This window comes from Streptomyces avicenniae (assembly GCF_000719135.1).
Taxonomy (GTDB): domain Bacteria; phylum Actinomycetota; class Actinomycetes; order Streptomycetales; family Streptomycetaceae; genus Streptomyces; species Streptomyces avicenniae.
Window position 1 is genome coordinate 1 of the sequence record NZ_JOEK01000018.1, and the last position, 15,762, is coordinate 15,762.

A 15,762-nucleotide genomic window follows, 5' to 3' on the forward strand; every position below is an offset into this window, starting at 1 on the left:
GTACTCCTCACGCAAGGCCATCAGACCCGGCATCTCATGCTCAGCAAGCGTGATCTCCTTCCGCCCGAAACCGGCGAGGGAGAGATCGGCGACCTTGAAGTCACCGGAGGCGTTCGACGTCATGACGTCTGCTCCTGTGGAGGTGAGTGGATGGCGGACAGGTTGCGGCGACGGGCGCGCCGGGGCGCGACCGTGCGTTCGCGGTCCGTCGGAGGGCCTTCTTACCCCTCGGCCGGGCGGCGGCATGGCCGCCCGACTGCCATCAGCATCGACTGTGACTCCGCCGCCGAATCTACACCGCGTGCCCCGGGACGGCTCAAGGGCGGCCGGTGGTTACCGGCCACGTTCCGCCGCCCGGGGGTGCGCGGTCAGGCGGCGACGGTGGCGCGGAAGAGGGTGCCGGCGCCGGAGATCTCCACGCGGTCGGTCGCCGGTGCCCACGCCGACTGTCCCGGCGCGAGCGTCAGGGCGGCGCCGTCCGCGGCGCGGAGGTCGGCGTGCCCGTCCGTGCACAGGAGGATCTGCGGCGTGCCCTGGGGCAGGGCGCGGGGCGCCTCGCCCTCGGTGAGCAGGTGGCGGGAGAGCCGGAACTCGTCGATGGGGACGCCGTACGTGTGGTCGGCGCCGTCGGCCGGGCCGTCCGTGGGGCTGATGACGCCGGGGTCCGTGGCCTCGAAGCGCACGATGCGCAGGAGTTCCGGCACGTCGATGTGCTTGGGCGTGAGGCCGCAGCGCAGGACGTTGTCCGAGTTGGCCATGATCTCGACGCCGAGCCCCTTGAGGTAGGCGTGCGGCACCCCGGCGGCGAGATAGAGCGCCTGCCCCGGCTGGAGCCGGACGTGGTTCAGGAGCATCGCGGCGATGACGCCGGGGTCGCCCGGGTAGTGGCGGGCGATGTCGGCGTAGGCGGCGTACGGGCCGTCCGGGTCGTCGGCGCCGAGCCGGGCGGCGCCTTCGGCGGCCTGGCGCGCGGACTCGGCGACCTCGTCGCGGTCGGCGGTCAGCACGGCCGTGAGGACCTCGCGCAGGGCGTCGGACGAGGGACGGGCGCGCAGCAGGTCGGCGTACGGCTTGAGGCTGTCCACGCCGAGGCCGTCGAGCAGGTCGGCGGTGGCGGCGGGTTCGCGGAATCCGCACAGGCCGTCGAACGGCGTGAGGGCGCAGATCAGTTCCGGCTTGTGGTTGGTGTCGCGGTACGTGCGGTCGGGGGCGTCGGCGGGGATGCCGCGCGCGTCCTCGGCGGCGTGTCCTGCCGCGGCCTGGGCGCGGTCGGGGTGCACCTGGAGGGAGAGCGGTGAGCCCGCGGCGAGGACCTTGAGCAGGAAGGGCAGGGACGGGCCGAAGCGGCGCACGGCACCGGCGCCGAGCTGGCCGTCGGGGTCGGCGGCGATGGCGTCGGCGAGCGAAAGGGGGCCGTCCGCGCGGTCGAGGCGGGACGGGGCGCCGGGGTGGGCGCCCATCCACAGTTCGGCCTGGGGCTCGCCGGTGGGCTCGACGCCGAGGAGGCGCGGTATGGCGGTGGTGGATCCCCAGGCGTAGGGCCTGACGGTGTTGGTGAGGCGGTCCACGAGTCGTTCCTTTGCGGTTCTGCTGGGCGCGCGGCGGTCCGGGTCAGCCGCGCGCGCCGGTGGCGAGGGCCAGGTACACGGCGGCGAAGTCGAGTTGGGCGATCAGCTCGGCGGCGGTGGCGAGGAGACCGCCGCCCTCGGCGATGGCCGGCTCGCCGAACGCGACGCCGTGGCCCAGGGCGAGGTCCCGGGCGGAGTCGGCGGCGCTGCCGGTGCCCTGGTCGGTGGGCGGGAGGGGGCTGCGGAGCAGCAGGACGCGGGCGTGGAGCGGCGGGGGCTCGTCCACGCGGTCGCGGAAGAAGTCGTCGGGGTCGCCGCCCGGCGCGGCGGCCAGATTGCCCGTCAGGAGCGCGCGGTGGCTGTCGAGGGCTTCCGGCAGTTCGGCGGCCAGGGCAGGGCGCCCGGCGAGGGCGGTGAGGGTGGCGGCGGCGTGCCGCGCGGCGGCGCCCGCGACGGGGCCCTCGCTCCACAGGAGGGGGAGGGTGTCGGAGAAGGCGGACGCGAGGGTCTTGGCCGGGTTGTCGGACGTACGCACGGTGGGGCCGCAGCGTTCGGCGACCGTGTCGAGGCGGTCGGCGAGGAGTTGGAGGGCGGCGGGGCTCGCGTGCGGGTCCTCGTCGGGTCCTGTGCCGGGGGCGGGGTCGAGGAGGCCGAGGCGGTCGGCGAGCATCAGCGCCGGGGTGACGAGGGCCCAGGCGTGGCCGGGTGTGGCGGCGGGGCCGCCCGTCTCCAGGTACGGCGCCGGGGTGAGCGGGATGAGGGGGCTGCGCCGGTGGGCGGCGACGCCCGCCAGGGGGCTGTCCGCCGGGGCGATGACGGCGACGGCGCAGCCGCGTCTGAAGGCGGCTTCGACGAGGAGGGCGAGGCCCGGCTCGGAGCCGTCCGAGGTGGTGAGGAGCAGCAGGTCCAGGGAGCCCACCCAGCGGGGCAGGGGCCACGTGAGCGCGCCGTGGGCGGCGAGGGGGCCCGTGGGGCGCAGGTGGGCGACGCGGACGGAGTCGCCCGCCAGGGCGGTGAGGAGGCCCGCGGTGAGCGGGGTGGCGGGGCCTGTTCCGGCGACCAGCAGGGTGCCGGGGCGGCCCTCCGGGGTGAGACGGCCGAGGTCCGACTCCTCGGCTCCCCGGGCGGCGGTGCGGACCTGGGCTCCCGAGGCGGCGACGGCGCGGAGCATGCCGTGCGGGTCGGCGCGGAGCAGTTCGTCCGGGGCGTCGAGCAGTGATTCGTCGATCATGCGGGGCTCTCTCCGGTCGCCGTGCGGCGTGCGTGTCGGGCCGGGGCTCAGCCGGTCCTGCGGGCCTCGTCCTCCAGCAGGACGGGGATGCCGTCCTGGACGGGGTAGGCCAGAGCGCAGGTGTCGCTCGTGCAGACCAGTTCCTCGCCGTCCTCGCGCAGCGGCGCGTGGCAGACGGGGCAGGCCAGGATCTCCAGCAGAGCGGCCTCGACGAGCGGCATGGCGTCTCCCCTGCGGCTGTGCGGTGCGGGCGTGGGGCCCGTACGCGGGTGGTGTCGCTGTTGTCGCGGATCACCCTACCCGCAGGTCCGCCGCCCCGGCACGGCGAGCCGGGGCGGCGGGTGACGCGTCGGGGTGTGTCAGTCGCGGACGAGGGCGAGGACCTCGTCGCGGACCTTCTCGACGGTGCCGGCGTCGCGGGCCTCGACGTTGAGGCGCAGCAGGGGCTCGGTGTTGGAGGGCCTGATGTTGAACCACCAGTCCTCGGCGAGGACGGTGAGGCCGTCCAGTTCGTCGAGGGTGACGCCCTCGCGGTCGGCGAAGGCGGCCTTGACGGCGGCGGCGCGGGCGGCCTGGTCGTCCACGCGGCTGTTGATCTCGCCGGAGGCGGCGTAGCGGTCGTAGGCGGCGACGAGGCCGGAGAGCGGGCCGTCCTGCCCGCCGAGGGCGGCGAGGACGTGGAGGGCGGCCAGCATGCCGGTGTCGGCGTTCCAGAAGTCGCGGAAGTAGTAGTGGGCGGAGTGCTCGCCGCCGAAGATGGCGCCGGTGCGTGCCATCTCGCCCTTGATGAACGAGTGGCCGACGCGGGTGCGGACGGGGTTGCCGCCGCTCTCGCGGACGACCTCGGGCACGGTCCAGGAGGTGATGAGGTTGTGGATGACGGTGGCGCCCGGGGTCTTGGCCAGTTCGCGGGCGGCGACGAGGGCGGTGATGGCGGACGGGGGGACGGGCTCGCCGCGTTCGTCCACGACGAAGCAGCGGTCGGCGTCGCCGTCGAAGGCGAGGCCGATGTCGGCGCCGGTCTCGCGGACCTTCGCCTGGAGGTCCACGATGTTGGCCGGGTCGATGGGGTTGGCCTCGTGGTTCGGGAAGGTGCCGTCGAGCTCGAAGTACATCGGGACGAGTTCGACGGGCAGCCCGGCGAGGACGGTGGGGACGGTGTGTCCGCCCATGCCGTTGCCCGCGTCCACGACGACCTTGAGGGGGCGGATGGTGGAGAGGTCCACGAGGGAGCGGAGGTGGGCGGCGTAGTCGCCGAGGACGTCGCGCTGGCCGATGGTGCCGGGCTCGGCGACCGGGTCGGGGGCGCCGTCGGCGGCCCAGCGCTCGACGAGGGCGCGGATGTCGGCGAGGCCGGTGTCCTGGCCGACGGGGGCGGCGCCCGCGCGGCACATCTTGATGCCGTTGTAGCGGGCCGGGTTGTGGCTCGCGGTGAACATGGCGCCCGGCAGGTCGAGGGCGCCGCTGGCGTAGTACAGCTCGTCGGTGGAGCACAGGCCGATCTCGGTGACGTCGGCGCCGCGGGAGGCGGCGCCCTTGCCGAAGGCGCGTGAGAGGCCGGGGGACGACGGGCGCATGTCGTGTCCGACGACGATCGCGGTGGCGTCGGTGATCTCGGCGAAGGCGGCGCCGAACAGCTCGGCCAGCGGCTCGTCCCACTGGTCGGGAACCACGCCGCGTACGTCGTATGCCTTCACGATCTGTGACAGGTCCGGCACAGTCAACCCCTTGTCTGCGGTGGCTTCATGGGCGGTGTTCAGGCCGTCCGGTCGGTCCGCGGGTGGGGCGTGCGGCGGACGGCCCGGGCAGGAGCGCTCCACCGATCAATGTACCGGCCGTGGTTCACGGCTCGGGTGAGCGCAGGATGCGCAGGTGCCCGCGGCGGGCGACCTCGACCGGATCGGCGCCGCGCGGCGGGGGGCCGGGGGGCGGGTCCTGCCGGGGCGGGGGGGTGCGGGCCGCCTCGCGGACGGCGTCGGCGAGCGCTTCGAGGTCGTCGCCGGTGGGCCGGGCCGCCGCCGGGTCCACGGCCAGTCGGACGACCTCCCAGCCGCGCGGGGCGGTGAGCCGCTCGGAGTGCGGGGCGCACAGGTCGTAGCAGTGCGGCTCGGCGTAGGTGGCCAGGGGGCCGAGGACGGCGGTGGAGTCCGCGTAGACATAGGTCAGGGTCGCCACGGCGGGGCGGGCGCACGCGGTGCGCGAACAGCGGCGGACGGGACTCACGATGTTGGACCGTACCGCACTCCTGAGCGGGCCGCGACGACTCGGGGCAGCGTCACTCCGCCGTGTCGCCCCTGGGGCGTCCGGCCTGTGGGGATTCGTCCGGAGGTTCGGTGGTGTCCTCCGCGCGGGCGGCGGCGGGCCGTGTGCTCACCATCTGGCGCCCCGTCATCTATGGTCGGACGTTGATGGACGATTCCAGCGGCGTACCCCCGGCTCCTCCCGGCCAGGCGGGTCGGCACCGGCACCGGGACAGGCACGGCCGCGGCATGCGCGGGCCGGTGGCGCCGCCCCAGGTGCCGCTGGCCGTGAGCCGGGCCGACACGTTCGACTCGCTGGTGCACGACTCGGCGGAGCGGCTGCGGCGCAGGCTGCCCGAGCTGGACGACGTGGTGTTCGCCGTCCTGGAGGTGCCGCTGCTGCCGCCCGTCGGCGCGGACGCGGCCCCGGACGGCTCGCCGGACGCGGTGCCGCTGGGCGGCGTGCTGCGGGGGAAGGGCTCGCGGCCCGACCGGATCGTGGTGTTCCGGCGGCCGGTGGAGCTGCGCAGCAGGGACCGGGACGAGTGCGCGCAGCTCGTGCACGAGGTCGTGGTGGAGCAGGCGGCGGATCTGCTGGGGCTCGCGCCGGAGTCCGTTGACCCGAGGTACGGGCAGGACTGACCCCGAGGGGCCGGCCCTGCCCGTTCCCGCGTCGTGCGGCCGGGTCAGTCCGTGAGGATGGCCAGATTTTGCTCCGCCTGCGGCACGGCGACCGTGGAGCGGTCGTCGGGCAGGGTCTGCACGGTGAGGAGCGGCGCGTCCTCGTCGCCCATGGTGAGGGCGCGGGCGGCGTGGAGGGTCCCGCCCGTGGTCTCGACGGTGAGGGAGTAGGGGCCGTCGATGCCCTCGGGCAGTTCGGGGGCGACGGCGAGCGTCGTCCTGCCGTCCACGGTGTACTCCTCGGTGACGGGCTCGCCGCCCCCGGCGCCCGCGGAGACGGTGACGGACACGTCCACCGCCTCGTCGGGGGCGACCAGGGTCAGCAGCGTGCCGGACGCCGTGTTGCCGGTGGCGGTCGCGCGCCGCTCGACGGGGGCGGTCGCGGGGATGAACGCCATCTCGGGCGAAGCGTCCTCGTCGGAGCCGCCGACGATGACCTGGAGCGCGGCGAAGACCGGCCCGGCGCCGGTGTCACCGGCGCGCGTGAGCACGAGGGAGCCGGGCTCGTCCTGGGTCAGGCCGCCGAGGTCCAGGGTGGTGACGGCGCCCGCCGTGACGTCCACGGTCTCGTTGCCCGCCGGGGTGATCGTGCCCGTGGCACCGGCGAGGCCGACGTCCAGCACGACGTCCGCGTCACCCGGTGTGAACGCGAAGAGCCGGACGCTGCGGGCGCCCGCCGGGATGCCGGGGAGGACGAGCGGTCCGTCCGGGGCGGCGGCAGGGGGCAGCCAGTCGGCGCCGCCGCCCGCGTCCACCGCCTCGATCTGCGCGCCGATGCGCCCGCTGCGCGCCGTCACGTGGACGGCGAGGGCCGGGATCTCGGCGTCGGTCAGCGACGCAAGACGCACCGGGACGCTGCTGCCGCCGGGGACGGAGATGTTCTGGCCCGTCTCGCTCTCGACCGCGCCCTCGGGGCCGTACAGCTCGATGTCCACGACGGTGGCGGCCGGGTCGGGGTTGGTGAGGTGCACGTAGTCCTGGCGGGCGGCGCTGGTGCTGGCGCCGGCGAACCAGAAGTCGGTGTCCGGCGTCTGGCAGGCGGTGCCGAGCAGGCCGTCGCCGCCCTCGCCGGTGGTCCTGGTGGTCTGCTGGACCGTCCAGCCGGGGGCGAGGGCGGCCTCCGCCGTGCCGGTGAGGGCGGGGTGGTCGGGCCCTCGGACGCTGCCGGTGACGGGCGTGCCGGGGGCTTCCAGCGGCAGGACGGGCTCGGGCGCCTCCTCCTCGCCCTCGTCGCCCTCGTCGCCGGTCCCGGCGGCGTACTCGGGGGCGGGGACGAGCGCGGCCGTGCCCTCGGCCCGCCCCTCGCCCCCGCCGGTGAGCGGCGGGGTGTACGCGGTGTACCAGGTCGTCGCCGACTCGGCGCCCGTCGGGCGGGGGCAGGCGAGCGTGGAGCGCTCGACGGGGCGGGGCTGCGTCTGCCGGAGCGTCGTCTCGTCGGCGTCGGCGGGGCGCAGCGCGGTCGCGCCGGTGATCGCGCCGAGGGCGACGACGGCGGCGAGCAGGGACATGAGGGTGCGGTTCACCGCTGGTTGCTCCCGTCGCCGTAGTCGGCCGGGTAGTCGTACGGCCTGACGTGCTGCTGGTCGTAGGTCCGGGGCTCGTAGCCGCCGCCCTGGCCGTAGTGCTCCTGGCCGTCCCAGCCGCCGTCCTGCTGCTGCGGGATGGCGCCGCCGTCCTGGTAGTACGTGCCCTGCTGCGGGTACGGAGCGGCGTACGGGTCCTGCTGCGCGCCGCCGCCGTACGGGTTCTGGCCGTACGGGTCGGGCGCATAGCCGGGCTGCTGGGGCGGCGGGGCCGGGTCCTGCGCGTACGCGGGCTCGGCCGTGGGCTCCGGCTGCGGGTCGGGCTCGTGGGCGGGCGGGGCGTCCGGGGTGTGGTCGGTGTCCGGGCCCTGCTGGGCCGGTACGGTCGCCGTCCGGCGGGCACGGCGGCCCTGCGGGGCGGACTCGGGCTGCTCCTCGGGCTCGGGCAGGTCGTCGTCCAGTTCGCGGCGGCGGCCCGGCAGGGCGAGGACGCCCAGCACGAGCAGGGCGAAGCCCTGGGCCCAGACCCACACCGTGTGGGTGAAGGGCGTCTCGTGCACGACGGCGAGACGTCCGCCGCCCGCCGGGAGTTCGAAGCCCTGGGCCCAGCCGTCGAGCGTGACGGGGGTGAGTTCCTGGCCGTCGAGGGTGGCGCGCCAGGCGTCCGACGCGCTGTCGGCGAGCCGGAGCGTGCGGCCCTCGGGTCCTTCCGGCAGGTCGGCGTGGACCTCGACGGTGTCGGCCGGGACGGGGACGGCCTCGCCGCCCGCGTCCTCGGGGGGCAGCACCGTGGCGCGGGCGACCTCGCGGTCCACCCGCCACAGGGAGGTGCCGTCCTCCTGGCTGAGGCGCTGGAGCCCCGGGGTGGTGTCGAGGACGCGCCGCAGCTCGTCGGGCGCGCCGTCCTGGACGAGGACGTAGCGCACGGCGTACCCGGCGAGGACGGCAGTCTGGTCGGCGCCCGATCCGGCGACGAGTTCGCCGACCGCCTGCCCCAGGCCCTCGTCGGGCCCGAGCGCGGCGGCGAGGTCGGCGTCGCCGAGGCGGGCGCCGGAGCCGCGGACCAGGGTGTACGTGATGTGCCCCGCGGGGGCGTCGGCGTCGCCGCGGCGGCCGGTCAGCACGAGGGTGCGGGCCTGGTCGCGCGTGGCGCTCTCGGCGGCGACGAACGCGGGCACCTGCACGGCGTTCGTCCGCTCCAGCGGGCCGTCCGCGCCGCCGAGGGCCCAGCCCGCGGCGACGAGCAGCGGTCCGGCCGCGGCCGTCCCGGCGACGGCCACGGCGAGCGGCTGCCGCCAGCCGAAGCTCTGGGCGGCGACGCGGTACCTGGCGCCGTCGGCGCCGAGCACGCCCGCGCACAGCAGCGCGAGGCCGTAGACGAGCGTGGCAGGGCCGGCCCACGCGTCGCCGCTCGACCAGACGGCGAAGACCAGTCCGGCGAGCGCCGCCGTCCAGGCCGTGAGGATGGCCGGGCGGCGCTCCGAGCGGAGCAGGGCGCCGAGCGCGGCGAGGACGATGCCGAGCAGCAGCCAGGTGCCGGGGGTGCCGGGGCCGCCGGGGTTGGCGTTCAGCAGCTGAGCGGCGCCCGGCTGGCCGGTGTCGAACGGGAGGCCCGCCTCGTGGACGAACTCGGCCGGGCTGAACAGCACCGACCACGACCACGGGCCGAGGAGGACGGCCGGGGTCAGCAGCACGGCCGCCGTCCGCAGGAGCTTCGCCTTCAGCACGCCGGGCGCGGGGCGCAGCGGGAGGACGAGGGCGACGACGGCGAGCAGCAGCGTGAGCGGCCAGACGACGGGCGTGAAGGCGGTCGTGACGGTGAGGAGGAGCGCGAGCGCCCAGACCGCGCGCCAGGGCCCGCGCCCGCCGGTGGTGTGACCCGAGGCGAGGACGGCGCAGCGTGCCATGAGGGGCAGCAGGACGGCGAGCACGGCCGTGCCGACCCGGCCGCCCGCGAGCGCGCCGGTGACGGCGGGCAGGAAGGCGTACGCGATGCTCGCCCAGGCCCGCAGGAGGCGGGACATGACGAGGGGCCGCGAGGCGAAGTAGGCGCTGGCGCCCGCGAGGGGGACCGCGCCGACGAGCAGGAGGCTCATGGCCGGGCCCGGGTTGCCGAGCAGGAGGCCGGAGAGCAGGCCGATCAGCGCGAGGAACGGGGGGGCCGTCTCGGTGCCGCCGGTGCCGACGGGCTGCCAGGTCTCCAGGTAGCGGTCCCACAGGGCCCCGGCGTCGGCCGGGGCGGGCAGGAGCGCGCCGCCCGCGAGCGCGCCGCCGCCGATGAGGTCGCGGCTGGCGAGCAGGGCGGCGAGGAGGAGCCCGAGGAAGAGCATCGGGCCGGGGCGGCGGGCCAGGCGGCGTACGCGGGCGAACTGCTCGACCTGGAGGTCCTCGGCGTCGTCGTCGGTCGGGCCCGACTCGACGGCGCCGTGCCTGCCGCCCGAGGTGGCGGCCGGGTCGTTGCGTCCGGAGAAGTTGCTGACGACCTGTTCGGCGGTGGTGCGCAGGGTGGCGCCCGCCGGGGGGAAGAGGGGCCGTAGTTCGCGCGGGTCGAAGCCGGGGGTCTCGGCGCGTCGGCGGCGGCGGCGCGCGGCGAGGACGCGTTCCGGCCGCAGGAAGGTGCTGAGGAGTCCGGCGGTTTCGTCGAGGGCGCGGCCGGGGAGCTTTCCGACGAGATAGCCGAGGACGCGCAGGAGGGTGCCGAGGACGAGCCGGAAGACGACCCACGGCAGGGTGCGTCCAGGCGTGTTGACGAGGAGCGTGTAGGCGGCGGCGGCCTTGTCCACCCGGTGCGGGCTGCCGCCGAGGCGGCCCGCGGAGTCGATGGAGCGGCGTTCGCGCGAGGCGGCCTCGGCGTGGTGCAGGACGGCGGCGGGGGCGATCAGGACCTGGTGTCCGGCGGCGTGGGCGCGCCAGCACAGGTCGAGGTCGTCGCGCATGAGCGGCAGGCGCCGGTCGAAGCCGCCGAGCTGCTCGTAGACGTCGCGGCGGATGAGCATGCCCGCGGTGGACACGGACAGGACGGTACGGACCTGGTCGTGCTGGCCCTGGTCCTGTTCGCGGCGGTCGAGGCCGGTCCAGCGGCGTCCGCTGTGGGCGACGCTCGCGCCGGTCTCCAGGAGCTGCCTGCGGTCGTACCAGCCGCGGAGCTTGGCGCCGACGATGGTTGCCGAGGGGCTGGCGTCCGCCTGGCGCAGCAGTTCCATCAGGGCGTCGGGCGCCGGGGCGGAGTCGTCGTGCAGCAGCCACAGCCAGTGGACGGGTTCGCCGTGCGGGAACTCGGGCAGGTCGTAGGTGCTGTTGTCCCAGGTGCGGGTGGCCGGGTCCCAGGCGGGTGGCCGCTTGAGGTAGGGCAGTTCGTCCGGTGTGAGGACGGGCGCGGTGCGGGTCGCCTCGGCGACGGCTGTGCCGAAGCCGGTGCGGCGGGCGAGGTGCAGGACCCGCTCGGCGCCGAGCGCTTCGGTGACCAGGGTGGCGGAGGAGTCGGCGCTGCCGGTGTCGGCTGCGATGACGTCCTGGACCGGCCGGTCCTGGCCGAGCAGTCCCCGCAGAACCTCGGGGAGCCAGCGTTCGCCGTCGTGCGAGACGAGCACAGCGGTGACGACGTGCCGCGGGAATTCGGGATGGCTTTGCACGGACATCGAGGGCGGGCCCCGGTTCGCTGGACGGTGGTGGACGTCGCACCACACTAGCGGCTGGATCGCTCGCCACCCTCCGGTGCGCCGGGGCGCTCCGCCGACCGGTCCCCGGCGTCCGTTCAGACCGCCGCCTTCTTCAGCCTGCGCCGCTCCCGCTCGGACAATCCGCCCCAGATGCCGAAACGTTCGTCGTTGGCGAGGGCGTATTCAAGACATTCCGAGCGGACCTCGCAGGCGAGGCACACCTTCTTCGCCTCACGTGTGGAGCCGCCCTTCTCGGGGAAGAACGACTCGGGGTCGGTCTGGGCGCACAGCGCGCGCTCCTGCCAGCCGAGTTCTTCGTCCGCCTCTTCGACGAGCAGTTGTTGGAACAGCTCGGTCATATGCGCGCCCCTCGTCTTCTTTGCGTCCCCGTGATGCCGTCGTTATCGGTCCCGCTCGAACGACATGAGTGAAATTACAGGTGTGGGGCTCTGTGGCAGTCAAGCCACGATCTGCCATTCACCCGATGATTCACCCTGCGGCACCACAGCCATACGGAAAGTGTTCAAATCGGCACAAACTATGCTCGCCCACCCCGCTGCCGGACTCCCAACCCGGTCGTTCTCACTCACTTCAGGTCTCCTTCCGCAAAGAAGGACGACCGCACGCGCCGATACGTTGCCACCGGCGTACGACAGCGACGGAGATCACAGCCGCATCACGGATGAGCAACGGGGCACCTGTCCCGGACCTGTCGCGCATAAACCTTTCGGCACACGACAGAACCTGAAGTGGTGAAACAATGACCAGGGCCGCCTACCCCGTTGACCGGACGGTACGCGGACGCGTCTGTGCGCGCGGGCCCACCGGTCCCGTACGGTGAGCTTCCGTCAGTTCTTCTCCCGTCTTCTCCCGACCCCGATCGCATCGAGGCACACCGCACTCCATGGACAACGACAACGCGATCGCCGGCGACCCGCTGGCGCTCCCGCACCTGCTGCCGCCCGTCACGGGGCACCCCACCACCGTCGCCCAGTTCGCCGGCCTCGCCGGCGCGCTGGCCGGGGACCGGGAGTGTTGGGCGCCGCTGGTCAGGTACGACGCGGCGAGTCGTTGGTACCACCGGCTGCGGACGGGCCCCGGGTACGAGGTGTGGCTCCTCAGCTGGGTGCCTGGCCAGGGCAGCGGACGGCACGACCACGGCGCGTCGAGCGGCGTGTGCACCGTGCTCTCCGGCGTGCTCACGGAGGACGCGGGGCCGCGCGGCTCCCGCGTCCTGACGCCCGGTTCGCTGCGCGTCTTCGCCCCCGGCTACGTGCACGAGATGGTCAACGCGTCGCTGGAGCCCGCCGTCAGTCTCCATGTCTACTTCCCCGGTCTGACGGAGATGCGGATGTACCCGCGCGAGGCCGCCGCACCCGTGTCACGTGAGGCGTTGGCCTGCTGACAGACTGGGGCGCATGCGACGTATCGTGGCTCTCTCCGGCGGCATCGGCGGGGCCCGCTTCCTGCGGGGACTTCGCCGGGCCGCCCCCGAGGCGGACCTCACCGTCATCGGCAACACAGGCGACGACATCCATCTGTTCGGACTGAAGGTCTGTCCCGACCTCGACACCGTGATGTACACCCTCGGCGGCGGCATCCACGAGGAGCAGGGCTGGGGCCGCGCCGGGGAGACGTTCGCCGTCAAGGAGGAGCTGGCCGCCTACGGCGTCGGGCCCGAGTGGTTCGGGCTCGGCGACCGTGACTTCGCGACGCACATCGTGCGCACGCAGATGCTGGCGGCCGGTTATCCGCTGAGCGCCGTCACCGAGGCGCTGTGCCGCCGCTGGGAGCCGGGGGTGCGGCTGCTGCCGATGACCGACGACCGCGTCGAGACGCACGTCCTGATCGACGACGGCGACGGCGGGCGCAAGGCCGTGCACTTCCAGGAGTACTGGGTGCGGCTGCGCGCCGAGGTGCCCGCGCACGCGATCGTGCCCGTCGGCGCCGAGCAGTCCGTCCCGGCGCCCGGCGTGCTGGAGGCGATCGCCGCGGCCGACGTCGTCCTCTTCCCGCCGTCGAACCCGGTGGTCAGCGTGGGCACGATCCTGGCCGTCCCCGGCATGCGGGAGGCGATCGCCGACGCCGGGGTACCGGTCGTGGGCCTGTCCCCCATCATCGGCGGCGCGCCGGTGCGCGGCATGGCGGACAAGGTCCTCGCCGCGGTCGGCGTGGAGGCGAGCGCGGCGGCCGTCGCACAGCACTACGGCTCCGGGCTGCTGGACGGCTGGCTCGTGGACACCGCCGACAAGGACGCCGTGGACGTCGTGGAGGCGGACGGCATCCGCTGCCGGGCCGTGCCGCTGCTGATGACGGACATCGAGGCCACCACCGCCATGGCGCACGCCGCGCTGACGCTGGCCGGGGAGGTCAGGGCCGTATGACGGACTCGGGACAGCGGGCGCAGGGCGCGCCGTCGTACTCCGTCTGGGCGCTGCCCGGCATCCCGGAGGTCCGCGCGGGGGACGACCTGGCGAAGCTCGTCGCGGACGCGGCGACGGCTCCAGGGCTGCCGGGGCTGGCCGACGGCGACGTGGTGATCGTGACGTCGAAGATCGTGAGCAAGGCCGAGGGGCGGCTGCGGCAGGCCGACGACCGGCAGGCCGCCATCGACGAGGAGACCGTGCGGGTCGTCGCCCGGCGCGGGCAGGCCAGGATCGTGGAGTCGCGGCAGGGCTTCATCATGGCCGCCGCGGGCGTGGACGCCTCCAACACGCCGGTGGGGACCGTGCTGCTGCTCCCGGAGGACCCGGACGCCTCGGCCGCGCTCATCAGGCGGGGCCTGCGGGAGCTGCTGTCCGTCGAGGTCGGTGTCGTCGTCACGGACACGTTCGGCCGTCCGTGGCGCGAGGGGCAGACGGACGTGGCGATCGGCGCGGCCGGGATCGAGGTCATGGACGACCTGCGGGGCGGCGTCGATCCGTACGGCAACCCGCTGGGCGTCACGATGACGGCGCTCGCGGACGAGCTGGCGGGCGCGGGCGACCTCGTGAAGGGGAAGACGGCGGGGCTGCCCGTCGCCGTGCTGCGCGGGCTCGCGCACCGTGTGGGCGCGACGGGGCAGGTGGCGCGCGACCTCATCAGGGACGCGGCGGGTGACATGTTCAGGCTCGGGACGTCGGAGGCCGTGCGCGAGGCGGTGACGATGCGGCGGACCGTGCGGGAGTTCACCGGCGAGCCGGTGGACCCGGCGGCGGTGCGGCGCGCGGTCGCCGCGGCCGTGACGGCGCCGGCGCCGCACCACACGACGCCCTGGCGGTTCGTACTGCTGGAGTCGGCGGGGGCGCGGGAGCGGCTGCTCGACGTGATGCGGGAGGCGTGGATCGCCGACCTGCGGCGGGACGGGAAGTCGGAGGAGAGCATCGCGCGGCGCGTGCGGCGCGGCGAGGTGTTGCGGGCGGCGCCGTACCTGGTGGTGCCGTGCCTGGTCACCGAGGGCGCGCACCCCTATCCGGACGCGCGGCGGGCCGGGGCCGAGCGGGAGATGTTCGTGGTCGCCATGGGCGCGGGCGTGCAGAACCTGCTGGTCGCGCTCGCGGGCGAGGGGCTCGGCTCGGCGTGGGTGTCGTCCACGATGTTCTGCCGCGCCGAGGTGCGGGCGGAGCTGGGGATCCCGGCGGGCTGGGACCCGATGGGCGCGGTGGCGGTCGGGCACGCGGCGGCGCCGCCGAAAGTCAGGCCGGTGCGGGACGCGGAGGCGTTCGTCGAGGTCAGGTGAGCCGAGGGCGGCCGGAGTTCAGCACAGGACCTCGTCCGCCGTGGTCGTGGGCGGGGCGACGCCCGTGGCCGGGGACGGCGTGGCGTCCTGCGCGGCCTCGTCGCCGTCCGGGCGCCCCGGCTCGTCGGGCAACGGACGGTCGTCGCGGACGGCGTCGAACAGGCGGTCGGCCGCCGTGTCGTCCCAGACGAGGGTGGAGCCGAGGCCGGGCACGTCCCGGGCCGTGTCGGCGATCGGCACGGAGCCGAAGCGCGTGTCCGACGTGGTCAGCCCGCCCATGGCGCGGGCGAGCGTCAGCATCTCCTCGGCGCCGAAGCCGCGGTCGGCGCTGACCGAGCCGAGGAGGGCATCGACGGTGTCGGACAGGCGGCCAGGGTTGAGCAGGGTGCCGCTGCCGAGCGCCTGGTCGAGGAAGGCGGCGAGGAAGCGCTGCTGCCGCTCCATCCGGCCGAGGTCGGATGCGCCGTCGAGATGCCGTGCGCGGACGTACGCCAGGGCCTGCGCGCCGTCGATGCTGCTGGTGCCCGCGGGCAGGTCGAGGCCCGCGTAGGCGTCCTTGAGCGGGCGCTCCGTGCAGACGCGGACGCCGCCGACGACGTCCACGGCGCGCATGAAGCTGACGAAGCTGACCTCCAGGTAGTGATCGACGCGCACGCCGGTCAGGTCCTCGACGGTGCGGACCATGAGGCCGGGGCCGCCGTGGGAGAGGGCGGCGTTCAGCTTGTCGGGGTGGGACGGGTGCTGATCACCCGTCACGGCGAAGGTGTGCGCGGGCAGTTCCGCGTAGGAGTCGCGGGGCAGGCTGACGAGGTCCACGCGGTCGCGTTCCGCCGAGACGTGGAGGAGGAGGACGGCGTCCGCGCAGTGGCAGGCCGTGCTGCCGAGGTGGTACGCGCGGCGCTCCTCCTCGGTGAGGCCCTCGCGGCTGTCGGTGCCGATGAGGAGGACGTTCAGGCCGCGGCCCGCCGCGGGGCGGTCGTCCAGGCCGTCGAACGGATCGACGCGGCGGACGCCGTCGGTGACCGTGCCGACCATGGCGTGCCCGACGCCGCTGGTCGCGAGGATCAGGGCGGCCAGGCCGGCGGCGGCGCGCAGGGCCCGGCGGCGGGTGCGTCCGGCTGGCATGGTCCACCACCTCCCGC

The 15,762-nt window shown here is 75.1% G+C and carries 14 protein-coding genes; 4 read left to right on the top strand and 10 right to left on the bottom strand.

The window, feature by feature from the left end; translation table 11 throughout:
* The 6 genes from IF27_RS30620 to IF27_RS26685 all read right to left on the bottom strand — a co-directional run.
* A partial coding sequence (locus tag IF27_RS30620) for an adenosylhomocysteinase (protein ID WP_190233114.1) occupies positions 1-123 on the bottom strand: 123 nt, incomplete at its 3' end.
* A gap of 245 nt (positions 124-368) precedes the next feature.
* Positions 369-1,568 (bottom strand): mannose-6-phosphate isomerase, class I, encoded by a 1,200-nt coding sequence (gene manA / locus IF27_RS26670; RefSeq protein ID WP_052852405.1) that lies wholly within the window; start codon positions 1,566-1,568, stop codon positions 369-371.
* Between the two features lie 43 nt (positions 1,569-1,611).
* Entirely contained in the window at positions 1,612-2,799 is a 1,188-nt protein-coding gene (locus tag IF27_RS26675; protein ID WP_052852406.1) for an SIS domain-containing protein, read from the bottom strand.
* A 47-nt stretch (positions 2,800-2,846) separates the two neighbouring features.
* Positions 2,847-3,020 carry a Trm112 family protein gene (locus IF27_RS30625; RefSeq protein WP_110946272.1) on the bottom strand — a complete coding sequence of 58 codons (174 nt, stop codon included), beginning with the start codon at positions 3,018-3,020 and terminating at the stop codon, positions 2,847-2,849.
* A 138-nt stretch (positions 3,021-3,158) separates the two neighbouring features.
* Positions 3,159-4,517: a phosphomannomutase/phosphoglucomutase gene (locus IF27_RS26680; RefSeq protein WP_052852407.1), complete on the bottom strand. Its 1,359-nt coding sequence runs from the start codon at positions 4,515-4,517 to the stop codon at positions 3,159-3,161.
* 124 nt (positions 4,518-4,641) lie between these two features.
* Positions 4,642-5,022, bottom strand: coding sequence for a DUF3499 domain-containing protein (locus IF27_RS26685; protein WP_052852408.1), 381 nt, complete (start codon positions 5,020-5,022; stop codon positions 4,642-4,644).
* Between the two features lie 185 nt (positions 5,023-5,207).
* Between IF27_RS26685 and IF27_RS26690 the strand changes: the two genes are divergently transcribed.
* A complete protein-coding gene (locus IF27_RS26690) occupies positions 5,208-5,681 on the top strand; it encodes a metallopeptidase family protein (protein WP_110946289.1) in 474 nt (157 codons plus the stop codon).
* A gap of 44 nt (positions 5,682-5,725) precedes the next feature.
* On the opposite strand, the gene IF27_RS26695 is transcribed toward IF27_RS26690, so the two are convergent.
* From IF27_RS26695 to IF27_RS26705, 3 genes are all read right to left on the bottom strand, one after another.
* The gene (locus tag IF27_RS26695; protein ID WP_052852410.1) at positions 5,726-7,243 is read right to left on the bottom strand and encodes a DUF5719 family protein; all 1,518 of its coding nucleotides are present in this window, start codon (positions 7,241-7,243) and stop codon (positions 5,726-5,728) included.
* Positions 7,240-10,881 carry a glycosyltransferase family 2 protein gene (locus IF27_RS26700; protein ID WP_052852411.1) on the bottom strand — a complete coding sequence of 1,214 codons (3,642 nt, stop codon included), beginning with the start codon at positions 10,879-10,881 and terminating at the stop codon, positions 7,240-7,242. The genes IF27_RS26695 and IF27_RS26700 overlap by 4 nt, the downstream gene beginning before the upstream one ends.
* Positions 10,882-10,997: 116 nt before the next feature.
* The gene (locus IF27_RS26705) at positions 10,998-11,261 is read right to left on the bottom strand and encodes a WhiB family transcriptional regulator (RefSeq protein WP_004952403.1); all 264 of its coding nucleotides are present in this window, start codon (positions 11,259-11,261) and stop codon (positions 10,998-11,000) included.
* A gap of 545 nt (positions 11,262-11,806) precedes the next feature.
* Between IF27_RS26705 and IF27_RS26710 the strand changes: the two genes are divergently transcribed.
* Genes IF27_RS26710 through IF27_RS26720 form a run of 3 tightly spaced genes read left to right on the top strand, consistent with a single transcriptional unit; the run spans position 11,807 to position 14,620 of the window.
* A complete protein-coding gene (locus IF27_RS26710; RefSeq protein WP_052852412.1) occupies positions 11,807-12,307 on the top strand; it encodes a cysteine dioxygenase in 501 nt (166 codons plus the stop codon).
* A 13-nt stretch (positions 12,308-12,320) separates the two neighbouring features.
* Entirely contained in the window at positions 12,321-13,286 is a 966-nt protein-coding gene (gene cofD, locus IF27_RS26715) for a 2-phospho-L-lactate transferase (protein WP_052852413.1), read from the top strand.
* Positions 13,283-14,620, top strand: coding sequence for a coenzyme F420-0:L-glutamate ligase (locus tag IF27_RS26720; RefSeq protein WP_052852414.1), 1,338 nt, complete (start codon positions 13,283-13,285; stop codon positions 14,618-14,620). Before cofD ends, IF27_RS26720 begins: the two co-directional genes overlap by 4 nt.
* 18 nt (positions 14,621-14,638) lie before the next feature.
* Here the strand turns inward: IF27_RS26720 and IF27_RS26725 are convergent, their stop codons facing one another.
* Positions 14,639-15,745: an LCP family protein gene (locus IF27_RS26725; RefSeq protein WP_052852415.1), complete on the bottom strand. Its 1,107-nt coding sequence runs from the start codon at positions 15,743-15,745 to the stop codon at positions 14,639-14,641.
* Between the last annotated feature and the right edge of the window lie 17 nt (positions 15,746-15,762).

What these genes read in the sequence shown, in the direction of transcription:
- IF27_RS26675 (WP_052852406.1), bottom strand. Translation starts at nt 2,799, where the DNA reads ATGATCGACGAATCACTGCTCGACGCCCCGGACGAACTGCTCCGCGCC.
- IF27_RS30625 (WP_110946272.1), bottom strand. Translation starts at nt 3,020, where the DNA reads ATGCCGCTCGTCGAGGCCGCTCTGCTGGAGATCCTGGCCTGCCCCGTC.
- IF27_RS26690 (WP_110946289.1), top strand. Translation starts at nt 5,208, where the DNA reads ATGGACGATTCCAGCGGCGTACCCCCGGCTCCTCCCGGCCAGGCGGGT.
- IF27_RS26700 (WP_052852411.1), bottom strand. Translation starts at nt 10,881, where the DNA reads ATGTCCGTGCAAAGCCATCCCGAATTCCCGCGGCACGTCGTCACCGCT.
- IF27_RS26705 (WP_004952403.1), bottom strand. Translation starts at nt 11,261, where the DNA reads ATGACCGAGCTGTTCCAACAACTGCTCGTCGAAGAGGCGGACGAAGAA.
- IF27_RS26710 (WP_052852412.1), top strand. Translation starts at nt 11,807, where the DNA reads ATGGACAACGACAACGCGATCGCCGGCGACCCGCTGGCGCTCCCGCAC.
- cofD (WP_052852413.1), top strand. Translation starts at nt 12,321, where the DNA reads ATGCGACGTATCGTGGCTCTCTCCGGCGGCATCGGCGGGGCCCGCTTC.
- IF27_RS26720 (WP_052852414.1), top strand. Translation starts at nt 13,283, where the DNA reads ATGACGGACTCGGGACAGCGGGCGCAGGGCGCGCCGTCGTACTCCGTC.
- IF27_RS26725 (WP_052852415.1), bottom strand. Translation starts at nt 15,745, where the DNA reads ATGCCAGCCGGACGCACCCGCCGCCGGGCCCTGCGCGCCGCCGCCGGC.